At 50.0% G+C, this 19,399-nt stretch carries 19 protein-coding genes and 1 pseudogene; 4 read left to right on the top strand and 16 right to left on the bottom strand.

All coding sequences use genetic code 11. From position 1 onward, the window contains the following. Positions 1-59: 59 nt before the first annotated feature. The 3 genes from VN12_RS24945 to tnpA all read right to left on the bottom strand — a co-directional run bounded on the left by VN12_RS24945 (position 60) and on the right by tnpA (position 2,599). Complete coding sequence (locus VN12_RS24945) at positions 60-1,787, bottom strand: transposase (RefSeq protein WP_168164632.1); 1,728 nt, start codon at positions 1,785-1,787, stop codon at positions 60-62. A gap of 85 nt (positions 1,788-1,872) precedes the next feature. After that, the gene (gene tnpB / locus VN12_RS26115) at positions 1,873-2,250 is read right to left on the bottom strand and encodes an IS66 family insertion sequence element accessory protein TnpB (RefSeq protein ID WP_168164633.1); all 378 of its coding nucleotides are present in this window, start codon (positions 2,248-2,250) and stop codon (positions 1,873-1,875) included. 7 nt (positions 2,251-2,257) lie between these two features. After that, positions 2,258-2,599, bottom strand: a complete 342-nt coding sequence (gene tnpA / locus VN12_RS26120) for an IS66 family insertion sequence element accessory protein TnpA (protein ID WP_168164634.1) — start codon at positions 2,597-2,599, stop codon at positions 2,258-2,260. A gap of 5 nt (positions 2,600-2,604) precedes the next feature. Here tnpA and VN12_RS26310 point away from each other — a divergent pair, with 5 nt between their 5' ends. Then, complete coding sequence (locus VN12_RS26310; protein WP_205855150.1) at positions 2,605-2,742, top strand: hypothetical protein; 138 nt, start codon at positions 2,605-2,607, stop codon at positions 2,740-2,742. A 534-nt stretch (positions 2,743-3,276) separates the two neighbouring features. On the opposite strand, the gene VN12_RS24955 is transcribed toward VN12_RS26310, so the two are convergent. The 6 genes from VN12_RS24955 to VN12_RS24980 form a co-directional block, all read right to left on the bottom strand. Further along, the gene (locus tag VN12_RS24955) at positions 3,277-4,368 is read right to left on the bottom strand and encodes an IS110 family transposase (RefSeq protein WP_146676346.1); all 1,092 of its coding nucleotides are present in this window, start codon (positions 4,366-4,368) and stop codon (positions 3,277-3,279) included. Between the two features lie 384 nt (positions 4,369-4,752). Beyond that, positions 4,753-6,444 carry a hypothetical protein gene (locus tag VN12_RS24960; protein ID WP_146679609.1) on the bottom strand — a complete coding sequence of 564 codons (1,692 nt, stop codon included), beginning with the start codon at positions 6,442-6,444 and terminating at the stop codon, positions 4,753-4,755. A gap of 337 nt (positions 6,445-6,781) precedes the next feature. Continuing rightward, positions 6,782-7,702 (bottom strand): sulfotransferase, encoded by a 921-nt coding sequence (locus tag VN12_RS24965; RefSeq protein WP_146679610.1) that lies wholly within the window; start codon positions 7,700-7,702, stop codon positions 6,782-6,784. Between the two features lie 13 nt (positions 7,703-7,715). Further along, on the bottom strand, positions 7,716-8,765 hold the full coding sequence (locus VN12_RS24970) for a WD40 repeat domain-containing protein (protein ID WP_146679611.1): 1,050 nt from the start codon (positions 8,763-8,765) through the stop codon (positions 7,716-7,718). Between the two features lie 15 nt (positions 8,766-8,780). Then, on the bottom strand, positions 8,781-9,680 hold the full coding sequence (locus tag VN12_RS24975) for a DUF1559 domain-containing protein (RefSeq protein ID WP_240491459.1): 900 nt from the start codon (positions 9,678-9,680) through the stop codon (positions 8,781-8,783). 102 nt (positions 9,681-9,782) lie between these two features. After that, positions 9,783-10,739, bottom strand: coding sequence for a hypothetical protein (locus VN12_RS24980; RefSeq protein ID WP_205855151.1), 957 nt, complete (start codon positions 10,737-10,739; stop codon positions 9,783-9,785). Positions 10,740-11,022: 283 nt separating this feature from the next. Here VN12_RS24980 and VN12_RS26125 point away from each other — a divergent pair, with 283 nt between their 5' ends. Continuing rightward, on the top strand, positions 11,023-11,178 hold the full coding sequence (locus tag VN12_RS26125; protein WP_168164636.1) for a hypothetical protein: 156 nt from the start codon (positions 11,023-11,025) through the stop codon (positions 11,176-11,178). Positions 11,179-11,703: 525 nt separating this feature from the next. Here the strand turns inward: VN12_RS26125 and VN12_RS24985 are convergent. From VN12_RS24985 to VN12_RS26960, 3 genes and pseudogenes are all read right to left on the bottom strand, one after another. Further along, positions 11,704-12,510, bottom strand: a complete 807-nt coding sequence (locus tag VN12_RS24985; RefSeq protein ID WP_146679614.1) for a glycosyltransferase family 2 protein — start codon at positions 12,508-12,510, stop codon at positions 11,704-11,706. Continuing rightward, a complete protein-coding gene (locus VN12_RS26130; RefSeq protein WP_205855152.1) occupies positions 12,507-13,010 on the bottom strand; it encodes a hypothetical protein in 504 nt (167 codons plus the stop codon). The genes VN12_RS24985 and VN12_RS26130 overlap by 4 nt, the downstream gene beginning before the upstream one ends. Before the next feature lie 416 nt (positions 13,011-13,426). Further along, a pseudogene (locus VN12_RS26960) lies at positions 13,427-13,675 on the bottom strand (transposase); the annotation flags it as partial. A gap of 414 nt (positions 13,676-14,089) precedes the next feature. Here VN12_RS26960 and istA point away from each other — a divergent pair. Next, positions 14,090-15,682: an IS21 family transposase gene (istA, locus tag VN12_RS25000; RefSeq protein WP_168164638.1), complete on the top strand. Its 1,593-nt coding sequence runs from the start codon at positions 14,090-14,092 to the stop codon at positions 15,680-15,682. 5 nt (positions 15,683-15,687) lie between these two features. Next, positions 15,688-16,500 (top strand): IS21-like element helper ATPase IstB, encoded by an 813-nt coding sequence (gene istB / locus VN12_RS25005; protein WP_146679618.1) that lies wholly within the window; start codon positions 15,688-15,690, stop codon positions 16,498-16,500. A 530-nt stretch (positions 16,501-17,030) separates the two neighbouring features. On the opposite strand, the gene VN12_RS25010 is transcribed toward istB, so the two are convergent. The 4 genes from VN12_RS25010 to VN12_RS26140 form a co-directional block, all read right to left on the bottom strand. Further along, positions 17,031-17,633: an RNA polymerase sigma factor gene (locus VN12_RS25010; RefSeq protein ID WP_146679619.1), complete on the bottom strand. Its 603-nt coding sequence runs from the start codon at positions 17,631-17,633 to the stop codon at positions 17,031-17,033. A gap of 135 nt (positions 17,634-17,768) precedes the next feature. Then, on the bottom strand, positions 17,769-18,854 hold the full coding sequence (gene dnaN / locus VN12_RS25015) for a DNA polymerase III subunit beta (protein ID WP_146679620.1): 1,086 nt from the start codon (positions 18,852-18,854) through the stop codon (positions 17,769-17,771). Continuing rightward, positions 18,844-19,119, bottom strand: a complete 276-nt coding sequence (locus VN12_RS26965) for a carbon storage regulator (RefSeq protein ID WP_409994265.1) — start codon at positions 19,117-19,119, stop codon at positions 18,844-18,846. Before VN12_RS26965 ends, dnaN begins: the two co-directional genes overlap by 11 nt. After that, positions 19,004-19,345 (bottom strand): hypothetical protein, encoded by a 342-nt coding sequence (locus VN12_RS26140; RefSeq protein ID WP_168164640.1) that lies wholly within the window; start codon positions 19,343-19,345, stop codon positions 19,004-19,006. Before VN12_RS26140 ends, VN12_RS26965 begins: the two co-directional genes overlap by 116 nt. Positions 19,346-19,399 lie beyond the last annotated feature (54 nt).

Raw genomic sequence — 19,399 nt, forward strand, 5'->3', positions numbered from 1 at the left:
GTCCGCTACGCCGGTAAGCGTACACGACAGGGAGGTAGCTTTGGCAGGGCGGCTTGGCTCTAGGTTTTCTGTCGCTTGAGCTTGGCGGCGACGATTCGGCGCGCACGCGTTAGCTGCTTGCGATCGGATTTGTAGCGACTTTCTTCCTCACGATACGTGCGAATTGCCTCGGGATGCTCGCGCTTCCAGACATCAGGCAGCAGCTTCGTGTAATCGGTCTCGCCCGCCAACAAGCGATCCAAGACGTCCTTCAAGTACTTCCACACATCGAGGCTATGGCGCTTCGCGCTGCTCACAATGGTCATCAGCCTGGCCGCCCGCTCACCCGATGGGACGTTCGCGACGAACAGCCAATTCTTCCTGCCCAGGGCGACCTGCCTCATGAGCTGCTCCACTCGGTTATTGTCGATCGGTAGAACCCCATGGCTTGCGTAAGTCGTTAGCGCATCCCAGTTGTTGCGCAGATAGCCCAAGGCTCCCGCTAAGTCCGACTTCGGGAGGACTTCCGCATCGGTCAAGCTATCGACGTACTTCTTGATCACCTCCAAGATCGGTAGCGCATGCTTCTGACGATGCTCCAAGCGCGCTTCAACGTCCATGCCCTGTTCACGCGCATTCACATCGTAAAGTCCTTGAATCATCTCAAGCAGCTTCTCGCGGTGGGGATTCTCCTTTGCGACATCGTAGATGGTGCGACGCGCATGCGCCCAACAGGCAGCGAACGTTAATCGATCGCTGTTATGAAGCACTACCGACGTGTTACCAGAGAAACAGTCCCCTTGAACGATGCATCTACTCTCGCGGAAGAATTCATCAGGGCCATCGCGATGCCGAGAGATCCTGAAGTCAAAGATGTTGTAGGGCGATTGATCCAATCCTCGGTAAGCCCACATCTTGCCGATGATGCTGTCTTCCCCTTTGGCTTTCGCTTCGCGGATCTTTTCAATCAACCGCTTGAGCTTCAAGTCTCCGGGTTTCTCCTCGGGCATCTCGCGTGGCATCAGCATGCGGCAGCTGCTTTCATCGAGTCCAACTGCCGAATCCTTCTGAACTCGCTTGGCCATAAAGGCAACCAAGCCTAGCAGAGCGAAGTCGACTTGCTCGACGAGATTCTGCAAGGTGGAGCGATTGGGAGTCCAGCCACTGCTACCGAAGACATCGGTTTGGCGATACAGCGGTAGATGCATATCGAACTTATGAACGACAACCGCGGCTGCGACACTGGTGTCATACTTGTTCCCTTCCACCAGCCCTGTGGGGCGCTCGGCGGAAACGACGCCCTGTTCTTTGCAGCAAGTGCACGCGTACTTGGGATATTCCGTCACGCGACGATAGAGCTTGGCTGGTTCGTAGACAAGCGTCTCGGTCTTGTCGACGTCGATCATGGCCATAGGGCCATGCTTAGGGCAGACACGGTCCTTTTCGGGGACGTCACAAAGTTGCTTCACTTCGGGGAGGTGAGCGGGGAGCGCCTCGCTCCGTTTTTTCTTGGGTTTCGAAGTGGATTTCGGGGCTGCTTCCTCGAGCAGCTTCTCCGCTTCTGCTTCGGCTTCCGATCTGGCTTGTTCGAGTTCTTCTTGCGATTCAAATGGGAGCCATGGGCTGCCGCCAGGCGAGATATGCTTCTCCCGCTTCTTGTGCATAGAAGCGATCATCTTCGCGAGCTTGTGGTACTCGGTCTCGAACCACTCGAGCTTGGTCTTGAGCTGCGCGTTCTCTTTCTGCAGCAGTTCGATCGCAGATGGAGCGACGGGAGAATCGGTGTTGTTCGAGGTTGCGTCTTGCATGATGGATAGTACGAAAGAACCACCGATATGGCTCATGAAAATATTGAAAAACAGAGGAATAAGTGTAACGATTTTTGGATAAAAATCAGCTCTCAGAACTCTTCGAGACCTTGGGTGCAACGTCGAAGCGTTTGCGCCGTTTGATGTTCGATACATCGATCCCTGTGAGCAGCATCGAGAGCTGCGCATGATCGATGATGAGGCTCTTGGAATTACCATCTACGAGCGGCTTCTGGATGCTTCCGGACTCCAGACGTTTCATGTAAATCGCGAGCCCATCGCGATCCCACCAAATGATCTTCAATCGATCGCGACGACGATTGATGAACATGAAGTAATCACCAAGGCGAATATCGCGAGCGAACTCCGATTGGACGATCGCATGCAAGCCGTCGTAGGAACGTCTCATATCGACAGCCTGCATATAGAGATAAACTCGCGCGGTGGAAGCAACAGCAAGCATCGCAATCTCACTCACAAACGATGAGTTGTTTAAAGCCGGACTCTTGATGTTGTGTGGCCCAAGCCAGCACGGTGTTGATCGCTTCGAGCGACTTGGCCTGGACTTCGATCTTGATTCCCCGCGCTTCAATGAGGAAGCGAACGACGCCAGCGTCGACATCAGGCAATGGAGTCGAAGGGACGTTTGGTGTGGTGGCGGCAAGGCTCTGATCAAGCTTCTTTCGCCAATAGCTGAAGACTTGTAGGTTGATCTTCTCGTTGCGGCAGAACTGAGAGATGCTGAGACCTGATCGTCGAAAGCGATCGAGGCGAGAAGCCCATAGCTGGGCTTTAGAAGTATCACGCGGCATGTTCGGTGCTCCATCGGTTGAACGCGGCAGCCACCATGGCCGCCGCTACCGAACACTACAACCGAAATCAAGACCGCGCCGGGACCGAAACGACTGGTGCTGGCGTACGACTATGTAGTCTTGTGTCGGGCAAGGGGGTTTAGGATATTTTTTTCGATCGGTTGTATGTTTGGGCGCAGCAGCCATCGGTTTCGCGTTGCGAAATGAGTTCCTAAGTGTGGGCCTTCGTCGGAGCCGATTTTCGGTCGCTCACCCCGGCGAAGTGAGTCTTCGAACGGAGCGAATGGCGACTGAAAATCGAGCGTAGGCGATGGACCACACAGGGCCTTTGTTGGTGAGATTTGAGGTAGTAACAGTTCTCTTCTTAGGTTCTTGCTAAGCCTTCGATCATGCTGAAACCACGATAGGATTTAAACGACTATTCGAGTTGTTCGTAGGGTCGCAGGGCATTATGCGTGCGATGCGACAGCGTTTCACTACGATCTCATGAGTCCATGCAATACCTCACGTTGGCTTATTCGCTTACACGATGTGTTCGCCGGAGGCGACATCAGTACGCCAGCAAGCTCTACGCGAGGTTTTTGGCCTTTCGGGTCCTTATGGTTTCTGCGTCTGGGCTTTGCAAAAGGGTTGTTAAACTGTTTTTCTCAACTCTGGGAAAATGTTCTTGAGTGGGCTCACGCGGTGTTGGTTGCGGTTGACTGCGGGGCAGCTTGGCCCATTGTCTTGGTTTGCGGTGGTGACCAGATCGCTCCATCGCGAAGCATGGCCCAGGCTGTCACCAATATCTTGCGCGCGACAGCAATGATTGCTTGCTTCTTACGCGATTTGGAACCGCCTCGTACACGGTCATACAAGGCTTTGAAGTGTGGGTTGAAGCGGATAGCACACCAAGCAACTTCGGTGAGTACCGAACGAAGCAATCGCGGTCCGCGACGACTGATACGATTCTGGCGATCCATCTTGCCGCTTTGCCATTTTTTGGGAGCCAGCCCAGCGTAAGAGCTAACTTTACGTGCACTCTCAAAACGTTTAGCATCGTCGATATGCGCAACAATCACTTGAGAACCGACAACGCCAACACCTGGTATCGATTGGACAATCTCGATACGTGGATCGGGCTTGGAGATTATTGCCAATTGCTTCTCAATACGCCGCATGAGTTTCAGCGTTGCTACCAAATGCGTCAGCTGCACATCGAGAGTACCTCGCCAATACTCCGATGCGGTGCATTTCTCGAAGGGTTTTCGGAGTTTGCCAAGATCGTTTTCAATATAGCTCTTGGACCATGCGGTTTTGCCAGCAGCACACTCTTCACCTTGGGCCATTAGATTCGATCGAATGGCGTTCTGAGTTGCTGTAGCCTGCGCTTGAAGCTTCTTACGATAACGGACTAATTGCTGAAATTGGCGATGCTCAGGTGAAGGTATATGGACGGAGTTGATTTCGTTATTTCTGGCCATTTTAGCGAGCTTGAGTGCATCGTCTTTGTCGGTCTTGCGTTTGACCTTTCCCCATTGCCAAGCTTCGCCACCGGGGTGAGCGACCAGTACTTCAATGCCAAGTTTACGAGCCAGATCCACAACCCAACCGGAGAGCCCGCAAGATTCGAATACGAGTAGCGACGGTTTCACGTCAACAAGAAATTGTTCAAACGTTTTTGGATGAGTCATGATGGTTTTGAAAACCGGTACCGAACTGTGATCCTCGGTCAGCAGGCAGGATGCTGTCTTGAATTTTCCGAGATCGAGAGCGAGAATTGTTTGCATGGTCGTGAGTCTCTGGGCAGAAGGGAATTGAAACGGTTATATCAATAGCCTACCGAACTCAGCGTTCGGCTGCCCGACTCATGACTTACATGGATTCTCTTACTATGCACCTACGTCTTGCACCAAGAAACGAGGATCACCAAGCGAGCGACAAGCTCGATGGATGTCTGATAGACCGTCGCAAGCCAGAAAATCGAGGTAGAACCAACTCACAATACTACAGAAACGCCCAAAGAGATCGCCAGTTTGCACCGAAGTGAGTCCAAGCACATCGATTGCATGAGCTGTGCCTCAGAGAAACTCGCGCCGCACCATCAACTCGCCTAATAGCGCCGAGTTCTCGAACGCTTTTCTCCAGAATGTTCTGCAGCGCCGAAGAGCTACTCACTCACGAACACCCGTGTCGTAAAGTACATAGTTTCCAGAACTAAAGTCTTCGTTTCTGCGGAACGATGGATGAGCATCAAGCTCTTCGTAAGCATTACGATATCGGGCTATCTCCTGTTTCGTTTCCATTTGCGCCACAACGATGTCTATTTTATCTCTCGTGACAATATTCATCGCATGGTCTATATTGTAGAACAACATGGGCTGTGTCACAAAATATTGACGTCGCGACCCGAAAAACGGGTACGACCTCTCATCAAACACTAATACTCGATGCGGATTCTTATCGAACCTCGTAAAAACTGCAGAACGACTATAGCGATAAAAATGTTCAGCAAGCCCCTCATGCCAACGACGCTCTAAATAAGCGATCCCTATCGCAGCCGACACAGCCAATGCAACAGCGACAGTAGCCCGCTTCAATAATGCATAACGATACGGGGGGCGACAAACAATACCCATGTAGCTGAGTTGCACAACAGGAATAATCAAGAATATTGCGATACTAACCCCAAGCCATTGTGCGATGCGGAATTGAGAAATACTTGTAATCAGGTACACGGTAGGAGCTCCGCCTATCAAGAGCAAGGTGCCGTTTTCCAGCACGGGGTATCTGGCAATTACTATCGACAATCCTTTTGCTATACCAAAAAACCCCAATAACAATGAAAAAACCCAAAACGTTAAACCGTATCTCGCTGTAGTATAACCCCAACGAAGATGATTTAATGTTCCTGGCTGATCCTCGACAAGCATTGGCGTAATTAACAATACCACTCCGCAGGAAAAATATGGTAATGTCCATTCAGCGACAATATTCCAAGAACGAGTGCGCCGGGACGACAAGGCAAAAAGCACGGTACTCGGTGCCACACCAAACGCGAACAGCATTGCCAGACCAAAGTGCTTCGCAATTGCAGCGAGCACAAGATCCATTGTTTGCCAGTTTAGGTGATACAAGAGAGTTGTTCGATGAATACCGGGGTATGGCACTCGGTCTGTAAAATCACTTGATCCAATTGGGTAGAACGGATTGCCTGTCATCACGAAATTGCGTCCAAACCAAAAAGCTCCGATTGAGATAAATGGGACAACAAACCCGATCCAATTGCTTGCCGAGACGGCATTGCGGTCCACTCCTCGCAATGAACGAACGACGAGCAATGAAGGAAGAATGATCGCATAAGGAATCGCATAGTATTTAATGCCGACAAGAACTCCCGTCGTAATGCCAAATAGAAGAAAAGCCATCTGACCACGAAAGCGAGTGAGTTCGTAATACGCAAGGGAAGCGAAGAAAAAGGACGCCACTGGCAAATCATTGGAAGCATCAATCGTCTGACGCATTGTGACCAAGCTTGCGACGGAAAGAAAAGCAGCTAGGTATTGCCATTTGCACCTGAGCCCCAATCGTTTAGATAAAACTACGATTGAACAAAAGAGAATCAGAACCGCAGGCAGGTTGTTCAATGCAATCAAATAATCCCCCGAGAAGGGAACTGCAAACCACGCACCCAATAATTCACTCGTTGCTGGCATTGACCACCGTGCAGAATGCGTCGAATACAAACTCTCTGCTTGTATCCAGTGATCGATAAACGGCAGGTGATACATCAGATTGTCCCAATCCGATGGCCAACGCAGGAACCCATTCAAAAGAATGTTTCCAGCAAGTAATGAAATCGCCACCCATGAAATGAAGTATACGAATCGACATCTTTTCCGTGTCTTCGATCTCGTTTTGGTCGTATGTAACCCATTGTATCGATACAAGAGAATGCGGAGCACGATCGCGGTAAGGCCCACGGACGCAAGAACTCCGAATCGATGAAAGATTACGAATCCACCGGCTATGAACTCGGCAACTAACAATATACCGACGTAGAGCACGCACATGTGCAAAAGTCGTTCAGCTCCATAACAACGAGGACACAAAGCGAGCATAGCGCCACGAACCACTTGGAACACTAGATAGTTAATAGCTATCCAGACAATCGCAACACCTGCGTCCCCTGTGGTCAGAGATTCAATTATATCCATAGGCTCGTTGCATTCTTCCTGCTAACAATCTGACAAGAATACGATCACTCAACGCGAGACGGTCTTTCCAACCCAAGTCACTGCGAATATTTGCAAAATCAAAGTCTAATTTATCGGGGTTTCCACCGATTGGATGGCAACGTTCTCGAAAACCGTTTACACAGCTCGACTGAATCCCGCCTTCAACTTGAGCAGTCTGTAACACCGTCTCCAAAACTCCACTAGGATCTGTCGCAAAATCTTCATATCGGACGACAAGCGCTGGGACCTGATATCGCTCGATAAGACGACGGATATGGGAATTAAACATACGCCAACTTATTGCGCTGACCACGGTCGGATAACGTGGCATCAAACGGTGCTCCCAGTATATCTCTAATCGCTGCTTCTTCCTTTTCCACGCGCTGACGATGGCGCGACAATCACGGACCAAATGAACTACAAATACTGGTGGTAGTTTGCGTTGCTGTTCCAATAAGACGCCGAGATCAGTTGGATACTTGGAGGAATCGACCACAACAGGGCAATGCGTTGCATTTACGATCGCACTTAGTAACGCACTGTAATGGGTAACGTATGCGACATCGTTCATCCCTCCGAGTCGTTGGTTTAATTGGAGATTCACCATTCGGCGAAAACTACTTGACTGATTTCGGTGTAGAAGGACCTTCGAAATGTCGAAACGTTTGTACTCGCCACGAAAATTGGATTGGACGCGTGACCAATGCTTGCATTCTGAAAACCGACTGCCGCACCCGCACAATTCATCGTCGACAAACCCTCGTTTCCAAACATGCGTTAATTCTCCTGGAAAAGATATGTTGGAATTTAACGCAAGACATTGTCCTAGGAGTGTTGAGCCATTACGCCCTGTACCTGCAATGTAAATAAGCCTTCTAGTTTCCATCTTAAAACAATTATTAGCGGTTTATAGACCCATACCTATATCGTGAGAGAAAACCACGCCAAAGCTTTGTACTCGGGCCATAACCCCCTGTAAGCATGCGATCGGTCAGGAAATCGCAGTCGAGCGCCATTACTTGACTTGGGTGATGTCTGTGTTGCGCCGATAGAGAACCGGCTGCCAAATCCCAAATCCCCACAGAAAAGTCAGACGATGCCGATATCAAGGTTGTACCATCCGGGGAAAAATGCAATCGATTTATCTCGCCCCAATGACCGTACAACTCTTTAACCTTCGCCTTCGTTACTAGGTCGATAATCTTAATTACCCGTTGCTTTCCCCCAATTGCGAGTTCGGAACGGCCGGGGCGAAATGCCGTTGCAAATATTGGCCCTTTCCTAGCTTCGCCCCCGACTATAATCTGTGGGCCTTCCTCGTACTTCCAATTCCAACAATAGACATCTCCAGTGGCACTGCCAAACGCAAGTTGATTACCTGTAGCGTCAAAGGAAACGCGGTGCAATTGGTTGTTACCGACCTTAGATCGCCTGAGGTTTTTACGCGTTTCAAGGTCCCAAACGGTAACATACCATACATTTTTTAGACTACTGAGAGTTGCCATAAGTTTGCCACTCGAGTCTAAGACCGTATTTAGAACTTCTCCTCCCTTTTCAATCTCCAGTTTGGATGATTCCGTTCCGTTGTCGATATCCCAAAACTTAATCGTTCCGTCTAGAGATGATGATATCAGCGTTTTGCCGTCCGGCGTTCGATCGATAGCTGTGATCGGTGCTCGATGGCCAGCTAAAAAGAGGGGGTTCTTTCCATTTGAATCACAAATGCAGATGTGCGTATAGCTCATTGTAGCGACACGATTTGTGCCAGGTAGTAAACGACAATCCATGATTGGACTGCTGTGATTCCCAAGTTCTCGAGGATTCAGCGTCTGCAAATAGCGGACAAACAACACCGATCCCCATCCGAGCAGTGAAAAACTCGAAATTACGATAACTGTTGCTAACAATCGCTTCACCGGCATTTGTCGGGTTACTTTTTGCAGCTTCATCGTCGTCAACCTATCCTAATCGGGGATCGCAACGGTTTCAGCAGCACTGCTGGTGAAAATAGCGACAAGCGTATTAGTGTCGATTCTTTGACTCCAGAAACGGACAGATCCGTCACAAGATACCATCTGCGCTCCACCACCGGCGTGAAGGCTTCGAGGCCCTGCATTGGAGAATGCGTTGTTCTGAAAGTTGCATGGCAATATAGAGTCGCCAAACGCACAAAAAGGAATCCATTCTCGCACCGGATCCCCGTTAATGCCTTGGCACTGCATATCGCAATCCAGTCCAAGCATCGAGGAACCTGGCGCATGGAATGCCCACACGCCCCTGTTGTCAGCTCGATTTGGATGAGCGAGTAATTCAGAGACAGCAATTGTCGTGGAAAGACCATCGATGATACTGCCCAATCGAAGGAATGAGTTCTGTCCCATGACTCCTCGAAACTCGTGTTGTTTCCAGAAGGTCGCACCCCAAGAAGCGGCTCCGTAGTTTGCCGCGTAGTTGGCACGTGCAAAACGAACACCAGTCATGGACTCGAACTCCGAGGCACTATTGAACGCGTCGGATGGGCAAAGTAATGTGGGGATACGCGTCGTTCTAAACCTTGCAAATGGCTCGCTGTCGATGGACTGTCTATTGTCGAACTGCTCAGCAATGCTAGTCCCCTCGATCATAGGAAGTATTGCGATCGACCATGTTGTAAACGGAAACTGACGGCCTTCGTCGAGATACCCCGCAGGTCGGATTGCAGCAGCAGGCAAATTTTTATACACCGATTCATAACTTACAATCGCAAGACCAATTTGTTTCAAGTTGTTTTGGCAATGCGATTTCCTTGCCGACTCACGAGCGACCTGCACAGCCGGTACGAGTATTCCAGCCAAAGTTCCAATTATAGCAATAACGACCAGCATCTCTACGAGCGTTATCGCTCGCCGTTTCGAACAGGCAATCTTAATTCGCGAATACACGAGCACCCTCTTACTTTCAACTGTTATGTTTTAAATGGATCCAACTCACTTGGCTCGCTTTCTTAATAACTTGTACCCAAGAGCAATCAGACAGGCGCCAGTTGCCAGAAAAATCCAGGCAATTCTTGTCATGCCCCTCTTCTTGGGATTGACTCCGTAGTATTCCATTGTGAACGACTTCGCCGGAGGTGGATCGAATGAAATGTCGCGATACCTCAAGTGCGTTGTTTCACCGAACCGATTCGCTCCACTTATGTCACTCAACTTGTCATTTACTTCATCAAGAGCTAATGGAGAAAGTGTCGTGTACTTGAATTCCCCAACGTGCTGGGATTTGTTTGAAAACTTTAATTCATAATTACGAATAGCCCAGTTAATGTCTCTGTCAACCACGAGGCTTCCCGATTCAAGTGTCATCTCAGACGTCGATAAAGTGGTGCTAGACCTATGTCGAAAACGCAAATTGAACAAGTTATTCGTCCTATCAACTCGTGAAGGTTCTGAAATTTCATAATCGTCTCTAGCTAAAATATGAATAAGGTTCATTGACGCAGGTCGGAGGAAAGCGCTTCTCATCTCTAAAAGCCCATCAGAATTTGGCGGGTACGATCCATCATACTCTTCAAAATCGATCTGAAAGCCATTTGCTTGCCCTAGCCTGCTCAATACGAATGAACTTTTTGGTGACTTGCACACGACCGATCTGAATCCGTCTTTTTTATTTTCTCGATCTTTAACTAGTTCAGTATCTAGCAAGCTAAACACGCCGTCCGACCTGACGAAATATCTTGTGACTGAATTCAACTCAATCCTTTTGCCAGTGTTATTCATAAAAAGAGATTGGGTTTTTTCAATTTCCGCAGAATATGCACCGGAACATTGAGACTCAAGAGAACGCCACCCCTGGATAACAATTTGAGCCGTCGGCGTAGTTTCATCAACTTGTGTCGATTGCCAGCCTCCGAGTCCAGTAGCGAACACAGAATGAAGCAACAACAGCATGGAAATGCACATCACATGAGTCCTAACGGTCCAAGAATCTTGAAGTGGCGGCCTAGGCCTAACAAGGCTAGGCCGCCAAGAAAAAACAATTATCGCCTAATAGCAGATTGAGCATGGCGGCAATCCACCACATCCATTACACCAGCACGAATATCCAGTCGCTTGACAACGACATAACTTGCTGTTTGTTGACGGGTTTTGCACCTCTTGGCAACCGCAGGCATTATTACAGAAAAAGGACTCGTCCGATCCGACGGATATTTCCGACATCGATACAAATGCCATGAAGATACCGAACGAGATGGATGCGTACCCCACCATTTGCCTCATCATGAAACTACCCCACTTCTATCTTACCAAACGAAATTTAGCGTTCAACCGACATGAACGCTACGTAAAACCGCTTTGCTTGCGAATCACTCTTGAAGCTTCACAGTAATTGGATGATCTGCGTTTTTTGTGTCAACAAGTACAAAACGGTAATTCAATTGCGATGTCGATCGTCGTTCGCGTAGTGTTAGATCTTTTGAATCAAAAGCTTTCAATTGGAACGACTCAGGAGCTAATTGAGCGCACTCACAAGCGGAAATCGTGCGTTCTATATTAATCGTGCTGCCAGAGAGATTGCGAATAGAAACGGTCCAATCAACAAAATCGCTCGATGAGTTATTCGGGTCTGCCGAGCGAACCTTTTCCGCAACAAGAACTACTCCACGAAGATTGAGACGCATTGAATGAATGGATCCCCACCGCCATAGAGCGAATAGAAAAATGCACAACGTAAGAAACAGGACGGTAACTACATGCTTTAACCAGTGCTCCCATATATTCTTACCCCAGGTCATAACGATTCAGTCCTTTATTCCTAGTTTCTGGATTTCGCATTGATGCGGTGCGGAGTGTTCTCTGCAGTCAAAATCTTTAGTGCAGCAAAAGAACAGAAGTCAACTACCTTCGTAAACGTTTAAGCTTTGTTTGTTATCGAACTGCGGAACAGCAGACGTAAATGTCTGCAGCCATCGCGAAAGCTTCTTAAATGCGGCCTCCTGTCTCGCCCATCACGATGCAGCTTCACTGGAATCTCGTCCATACGAAGCTTCATTTGCCCCGCTCGCAAAACCATCTCGCTCGCAAATTCCATACCCGAGCTACGCAGCCCCAGCTGCAAAATCGCCTCGCGATTGAATCCGCGAAGCCCACAGTGCCAATCGCGGCAAGGTGTACGATACAGAAGCCGACCAATACCACTCAATACGGGATTGCCAATGTATCGATGATGCCACGGCATTGCGCCATGCTCAATCCCGCCGAGGAATCGATTGCCAAGAACAAGCTCATAACCGCATTCAAGCTTGTCGATAAAACGAGGCACTTCACCGAAGTCGTAACTACAATCACTATCACCCATGACAATATACTTTCCACGAGCGGTGGCGATCCCTCCCATTAGTGCCGCACCATACCCCTTCAAATCGACATGCACAACGCATGCACCGTTGGAGCTTGCAATGTCCTGCGACCCATCCGTACTGCCGTTGTCAGCAATGATTATCTCATAACCGACCGAAGCATTGACTGCCAATTCGTCGGGTCCGATTGCGTGTTTGGCCAAAGCGAACCTGCAGCCTACGTGCGCTTGATTAATGCATCCACCTATCGTTCTCGACTCGTTTAAACAGGGCATAACGACCGATATCAGAATGTCATTATCGAATTTTTCCGATCTTGAACTAGCATCTACAGCGACGACATGAGGTAATATGGTATTCATGCCTTCAACTCCGGACGAAACGAGAGCAAGAACTGAATCTCGACAATGCGAATAGTTGAGTCAGATAATCTGATGGACAACTCGACAGCCAATGATGATATTCGACGCTCACCTGCAGAAGCCGGCTTTGTCACGAAATCGATACGAATCGCTTCTTTTTGTAGATTTGCCGATGCTTGGTACTTGACAACGCTAGGAACAGCACATTCACATGATGACCACACGGAGGCAATTGCCGAGTCAGCTATTTTCAGCTTTTCAGTCGGAATGGCGACATAACTGGTCTCGCCTGCGAATACAACTCCAAGGTCATAGAGTATTTTGCTATCGAATGTGTTGGCTGATTGAATCGTACCCGCATACGCACAATCAGCACGAGATGAAGTTTCGACCGCAGACCGATTGCACCCAATCGTCATCGTCGCAATCGCTGGCAATAGAGATAACGTAAAACTCCGCAAAATCGGAAGGGCATGATGGGATGATGACATAATGGGCATGAAGGATTCCGAAAAAAAGGATCGGGTTGCTGGAATCAATCTATAGGAGTATTGGAACGATTCCGATAGTCCGTGTCAAGTTTTTTCTCGAAAGATTTTTCTCCGCCCTATGCAAAAGCTAGATTGCATCGAGCAAGGTGATTTTCCGAACGAAATAGCTGAGGGATCGAGAGCAGTTGGAATCAGGTTTGAGATAGCACATTGATCATTTTTGGGTGCAGATGGCTGCGGTGCAGATGGATGTTCGCTTTGCGCGCAGCAGTAAGCTCAAAACTGAAGTGAATGTATCGAAGAAAGTGGAACGATGATTTGAGCTACGCCGCTCTGCGGCTATAGCTCTTGAGCAGTCCACCGAGCCAATTCTGTAAAGCCATCATTTTCGACGCTCTAAATAGGTCCACACGATTCCAGGTGCGCTATGCAGCAAGCGCAAATGTGTTTCGCATGTCTGCATAATGATTGTTGTTGCATGTCAGCCAGTCACATGCAAGTGCGGCGAGTTCTTCCATCGTTTTGCATCGATGGTTTCTTGTGATCGTTTCGTGCAGATGCCACCATACTCTTTCAATCGGATTCGTTTCCGGTGAGTAGGCTGGCAGGAAGTGGATTCGGATTCGATGTCCCCACTCCGCCAAATATGTCTGTACATTCTTCGATTTATGGAACGAAGCGTTGTCTCAAATCGCATGGATGCGCGAGTAACTTCGCAGTCGACGACGTAGGTCGTCCAAGTGTGTTAAGAACAAGGTCGAATTTCGTCCGGCTTGTGGTTCGCCTACCAGTAGCGTTCCCGTTCTCCAAACCAACGAGCCCGAAAGGTAAAGTTTGCGATTGTTCCCAGGTGTCTCAACTTCTGCCTGTAAACCACGAACCATCCATTGACTGCCAATCTTTGGGTTGAGATTGATGTCCACTTCATCCTGGAAAACAGCAACTTCGTTCGCTGGCATAGAATGCAAGTGTCAGTGAGCGCCTAAAAGGGGCCAGTTAGGGGCGCTTCAAAAGGGGCAAGTTCGACAAGAAAGGCATGGTTGACTCAGATAGCGGGTTTCTTTTGGAACCCGACTATGGAGTGTGCCGTGGTACGTCGGCTGGATATGGATAAAAGACAGGGAATTGAGCAGCTTTTTGCTTCAGGAATGAGCATGCGGCAGATCGCCCGCACCCTCGGAATCAACCGAAAGTCCGTTGCTCGCCACTTGGCTGCTCTTAGCTCAAAAGGGGCCAGTGCAGCCGAAGCGCCCATCGACGAAGCGCTCACCGGGCCCGATGATTCAAAAGGGGCCAAAGCGCCCACCGGGTCCAAATTCCTGGAATCGGGTCATTCGGCCTCTAAAATAGAAAGCACTTCCGCGTCGCTATCCCGCAGCGAGTGCCGTTTATTTCGAGACCTCATCGTAGCCAAAATTGAGCGTGGGCTCTCTGCTCAGCGGATCTACCAAGACCTAGTGACCGACCATGGTTTCAACGCCAAGTACCACTCGGTTCGCCGGTATGTAGCATCTTTGACCCAATCCAAGGTACTTCCTGTCCGTCGCATCGAAGTCGATGCCGGGCATGAGATGCAGATCGACTACGGCCAGGGCGCACGCTGCCTGGACCACACCGGTAAGCTTCGCAAGACGTACGTCTTTCGTTTGGTTTTGAGCCATTCTCGCAAAGGTTACACCGAAGCCGTTACAAGGCTAACAACCGAATCGCTAATTCGTTCTTTGGAGAACGCATTTCGTGCCTTGGGCGGCGTTCCCAAGATTGTAGTGTTTGACAATGCGCCTTCGGCGGTAAAGCAGGCTGATTGGTACGACCCGGAACTCAACCCCAAAATCATCGCCTTCTGCAAGCACTATAACATTGCATTTCTACCGACTCGACCGGGTACTCCAGAGCATAAGGGCAAGGTCGAGCGTGGAGTTGATTATGTTCAAGAGAACGCGATCAAAGGGATGACCTTCGAGAGTCTAGCTCTCCAGAATCAGCATCTACTTCAATGGGAGAAGAACGTGGCGGATACTCGTATTCACGGCACGACCAAGAAGCATGTTGGTAAGCAATTCATCGAAGTCGAGAAGGCAACTTTAGGACCATTACCATCGGAACCATTTCCCATCTATGACGAGGGAATTCGTAAAGTCAGCCGCGATGGACACGTTGAAGTCAAAGGCTCGTTCTATTCTGCTCCACCGGAGTACTTAGGATGTGAAGTTTGGATGCGATGGAATGATCGAGTCGTTCGCATGCTTAATCATCGGCAAGAGCAAATCGCCTTACACCCGCGGATGGAGAAGGGGAAATTCAGCACTTTGTCGGAACATATTGCCCCGTCGAAGATCAATGGAATTGAACGCGGAGCCCGGCATTTAATGCAAAAAGTCAGGCTTATTGGCCCCAACACGACGCGTTGGGCCGAAGAGGCCATCAATGAGCGTGGAGTCCACTCCATGCGAACCATTCAAGGCGTCTTGGGTCTGACTCGCAAGTACAAAAGCGCTGCCATCGAAGACGCATCCGACACAGCTTGGCGCAGCGGTAGTTTCACCTACCGCACGATTAGACGGCTTTTAGAGCACCGCGGAGCCAAGCAAGAGACCATGGAGTTCATGGACGAGCATCCGGTCATTCGATCGATTCTCGAGTATGACGAGTTCTTTAAACGGGCACTAGCACGAGGCTAATCACAATGGACAACAATCTACTTTCAACGCTAAAGAAACTACGCATGTCAGGCTTGGCCAATACGCTTGAGATCCGCCTTCACGAAGCGGCGACCACAGGCCTGAGTCATCGCGAGTTCCTGGAGTTGCTTCTCCAAGACGAGCTGCTCCTACGCAACGATCGGTTGATCAATCGTCGCATCGCAATGGCGGGCTTTCGCGACACGAAAAGGCTTGAGGATTTCGACTTCAGCTACAACCCATCGATCAAAAAAAGCCAAGTCTTTGATCTGGCCACGTGTCGCTTCATTCGAGAGCGGCGTGACGTTCTATGGGTTGGACCTCCTGGGACCGGTAAAAGTCACTTATGCCAAGCGTTGGGACTCTGCGCCATTCGTTGCGGACTGACGGTGTACTACCGGTCAATCTTTGATACGGTTCGGGACTTCCTTCACGATGAAGCTATGGAGGGCCATGATCGGATCCTGCAACGCTACCTGAAGCCTGACTTGCTGATCATCGACGACATGGGAATGAAGCAACTGCCCAAGCGTTCAGGCGAGTACTTGTTCGAGATCATCATGCGTCGACACGAGGTAAAATCGACGATGATGACAAGTAATCGTCCGCTTGAAGATTGGGGTAAATTGATCGGCGACGTACCCAGTGCTGGCGCGATCTTGGACCGGTTCTTGCACCGCTCTGAACTGTTCCAGATGACGGGTCGAAGTTACCGGCTGGGATCGAGCGAAAATAATTCAAAAGGGGCCAAAGCGCCCACCGGGTCGGACGCCGATAAACAAGTATCAAGCAAGGCCTCAAAAGGGGCCAATTCGTAATCGACCACATCAATAACCCAAAGTGGCCCCTTTAGAAGCGCCCAACAGTGGCCCCCTTTGAAGCGCTCAATGACATTCCATTTCGCCTGACTCTGTAGTAATGCATCTCGCAGTATCCGGCGAGCTTCCTCGTAGCTTCTCTCTTGCACCCGTCGACGCTGCAAATTTTCAATCCACTCATCTACTTCCTCTTGAGTAACTCTTCGCGGAGCCATTAGGGATTTATCTCGCAACCGCAACCAAGCATTGAGGTCGTAGTTCCAGGGGTCCGAGATTTTTTTAATCGCCAATTGCATAGCGTGGGGGGCTGCTGCGAGTATCTGCTCGTGACAGTAGCTATCAACCAGCATGTAGTTACACCGGTGCCCCCAGCATTTGACCGCGTGAGACCGCCTCTCAATTTCATGGACTGCGAGTGGAGGCCAAGAGGACGAACCGCCGCAACTCATGCAACGCTGTGGATGTTCCAATCGCCAGCTTTCACGATCCTCCAACACACTTTTGAGGTACGCATCTGCCTGCATGTAAATTTACGTTGCCACACGAATAGACGAAAAAACCTTCTTGCGGAATCGACTGACCTCCCTATAAACGGCCTGGACACTGACGCCAAGGCTTTCCGCGATTTGCGGCTTCCGAACGCCGTTCATCATCATGTCTACGACTGCTCGAGTTCTACGTCCTTCCGCGGAAGCCAAATCTAGATAGTTCTCTAATTTTTCGGCCATCATCGCTGACTCTTCCGCGCTTGGGGAATACCGCGTGAGGCACGGCAGAAGTACCCCGCGAAACGAACTGCTGTTATCGCCCGGGAGAAATGTTTTCGCGGCTAGGTCGCCAGATCGCTTTTGCGTCGTCAATTTCTCAATTTCCCTGTAAGTTGCACTTCGAGCGATGCAAGAAACCCATCGTAAATAGGCGTGGTAGGTCTCAGCCTTGCACCTGCTCGATAGCGTCATCGAGACTTCGGCAAGCGTTATCTGCACAACATCATCAATATCTAGTTTCGACTGAAATCGACTGCCAAGAAAGCTCTTCACGATTACGAAAGCATACCACTGTGAGCTTGCGATTAAGTCATTCAAGGCTGCAGCCGATCCGGCTTTTGCCTCGCGAAGCAATTCGTCGTTCATCTTGAAATCCTGGTGTGGGTGGAACAGGTCCTACTGTGATACCTAGAAAGGACGGAAATCTCCACAGCTGTTTACACACGAATTCAAGATTTTTCCTCCTCACGCGCCGTGCCGTTCCCGGCCAAATGCCGTCGCTCAGCTCCGCGCCATCGGCATGACGACGTACCGGTAGAGCGAGCTAAACGCGAGCATCACCGGGACATTTCCGTCTTTCACGTACATGGTCGACTGGGACTTAGCAGGCAACGCCTTGAAAAAGTCAGCCAAGTAGACGTGATTCACATTTACCGCTACGGGCTCGTAGTCGTACTGGATCGGAACTTCGACGTTCGACTCCCCCGATTCGGTTTTCGAACTTACTGACACCTTTCCTGCATCAAACGCGAACTCAACCGACCGGCTTTCCTTATCGGCGGCGATCGCGGCTTGCCGAATCCCCGAGAACATCTCCTCGACATCCAGAATGACTTCCTTTGCGTCTGTCACACTTGGAAGAACCTGCCGCCAGTTGGGAAACTTGCCTTCAATGAGATGCGTCGAGAAGGCGCAATCTCCCATGTCGGCCCGCAGCTCGGTTTCCGAGAACCTTAAAGTCACGTCATCCGACTCTCCCGCAAGCCCGAGCATAGAAACAAGAACCCGCAGTGCCCTCGCAGGGACAATGTAAACGCCAATTTGAGCATTTCCTTCGCACGCTAACTCGAAGGCCGACAATCTATGGCCATCCGTTGCCACACACTCCAGGGACCCACGCCCAAGATCGAACGCCACGCCTCCTAGTTGGTAACGAGCACTCGACTCGTCGCAAGCGAACTCGGTTGCGCGGATCGCGAACAGCAGCGCCCCCGCTTTGACTTGGACCGCCGCATCGGGACATGGCATGGTCACTGGGAATTCATCCGGACTGGAGGCCCCAAACTGAAACCGAGCCCTGCCGCACTGTACCTTCACGTGCTTGCCGTCATCGATATTGAACTCGATTTCGTCACCTTTACACTCGTTGAGAACCGAGTGCACTTTACTTACCGGGAGAAGAGTTCGAAGATCGCCTTCAACGTCCACCTTGGCTTGCAAGTAGACCTCCCCGTCGGACGCGGTAAGAGTCGCTTTCCCGCCAGCGGCTGAGAGATGGACATTGGTAAGGATCTCTTTGTGTCGATTGTTGGCGACACGCGCAACGACCCCAAATACCCTTTTGAACTCGGCTGTACTAGCTCGCATTTCGCATCACCTTTTCACGCAGAACAGGAACTTCCTTGCGGGCACGTACCACCACGGTCACTTTTCGCCCGCCACACCTTGAAATCTCAATTTCGCTGTCTCCAACGAAAAAACGCTCACCCTTTTCGATCTGCAGAACCAACGTTCCCCTATCGGATGCTTTGGTAATACCGTTCGTTTTCGCTTCGTTCTTCATGCCAGAAATCCTTTTGCTGTTCTTCAAATAGCCGAGCTTGCCGTTGAAGCTCTTTGCGCCATTCACCATCGACTCCATTCAGCAGCCCCTCTTGGATCTCATCATCTCGAGCGAGGTCCGCCCAATAGCCGAGATCGCAAACCCAATGAGACTGCCCATATTCGCGAACAAGTCTATGCGCCAAAGACTCGAGGCACGCACCCCTCAGGAGCCGAACCACAAACGCAAGTGCCACATTCGGGATGCCACTCAGTTCGTCTTCGGTTAAGCCTGAAAGCCAGTTTTGGTCGTACATGTTTCTTGCTCGTCGGTAAATGAATTGACTCAACCAACTAGGCCGGAAATGGGC

The organism is Pirellula sp. SH-Sr6A (assembly GCF_001610875.1).
Lineage (GTDB): Bacteria > Planctomycetota > Planctomycetia > Pirellulales > Pirellulaceae > JBKCUI01.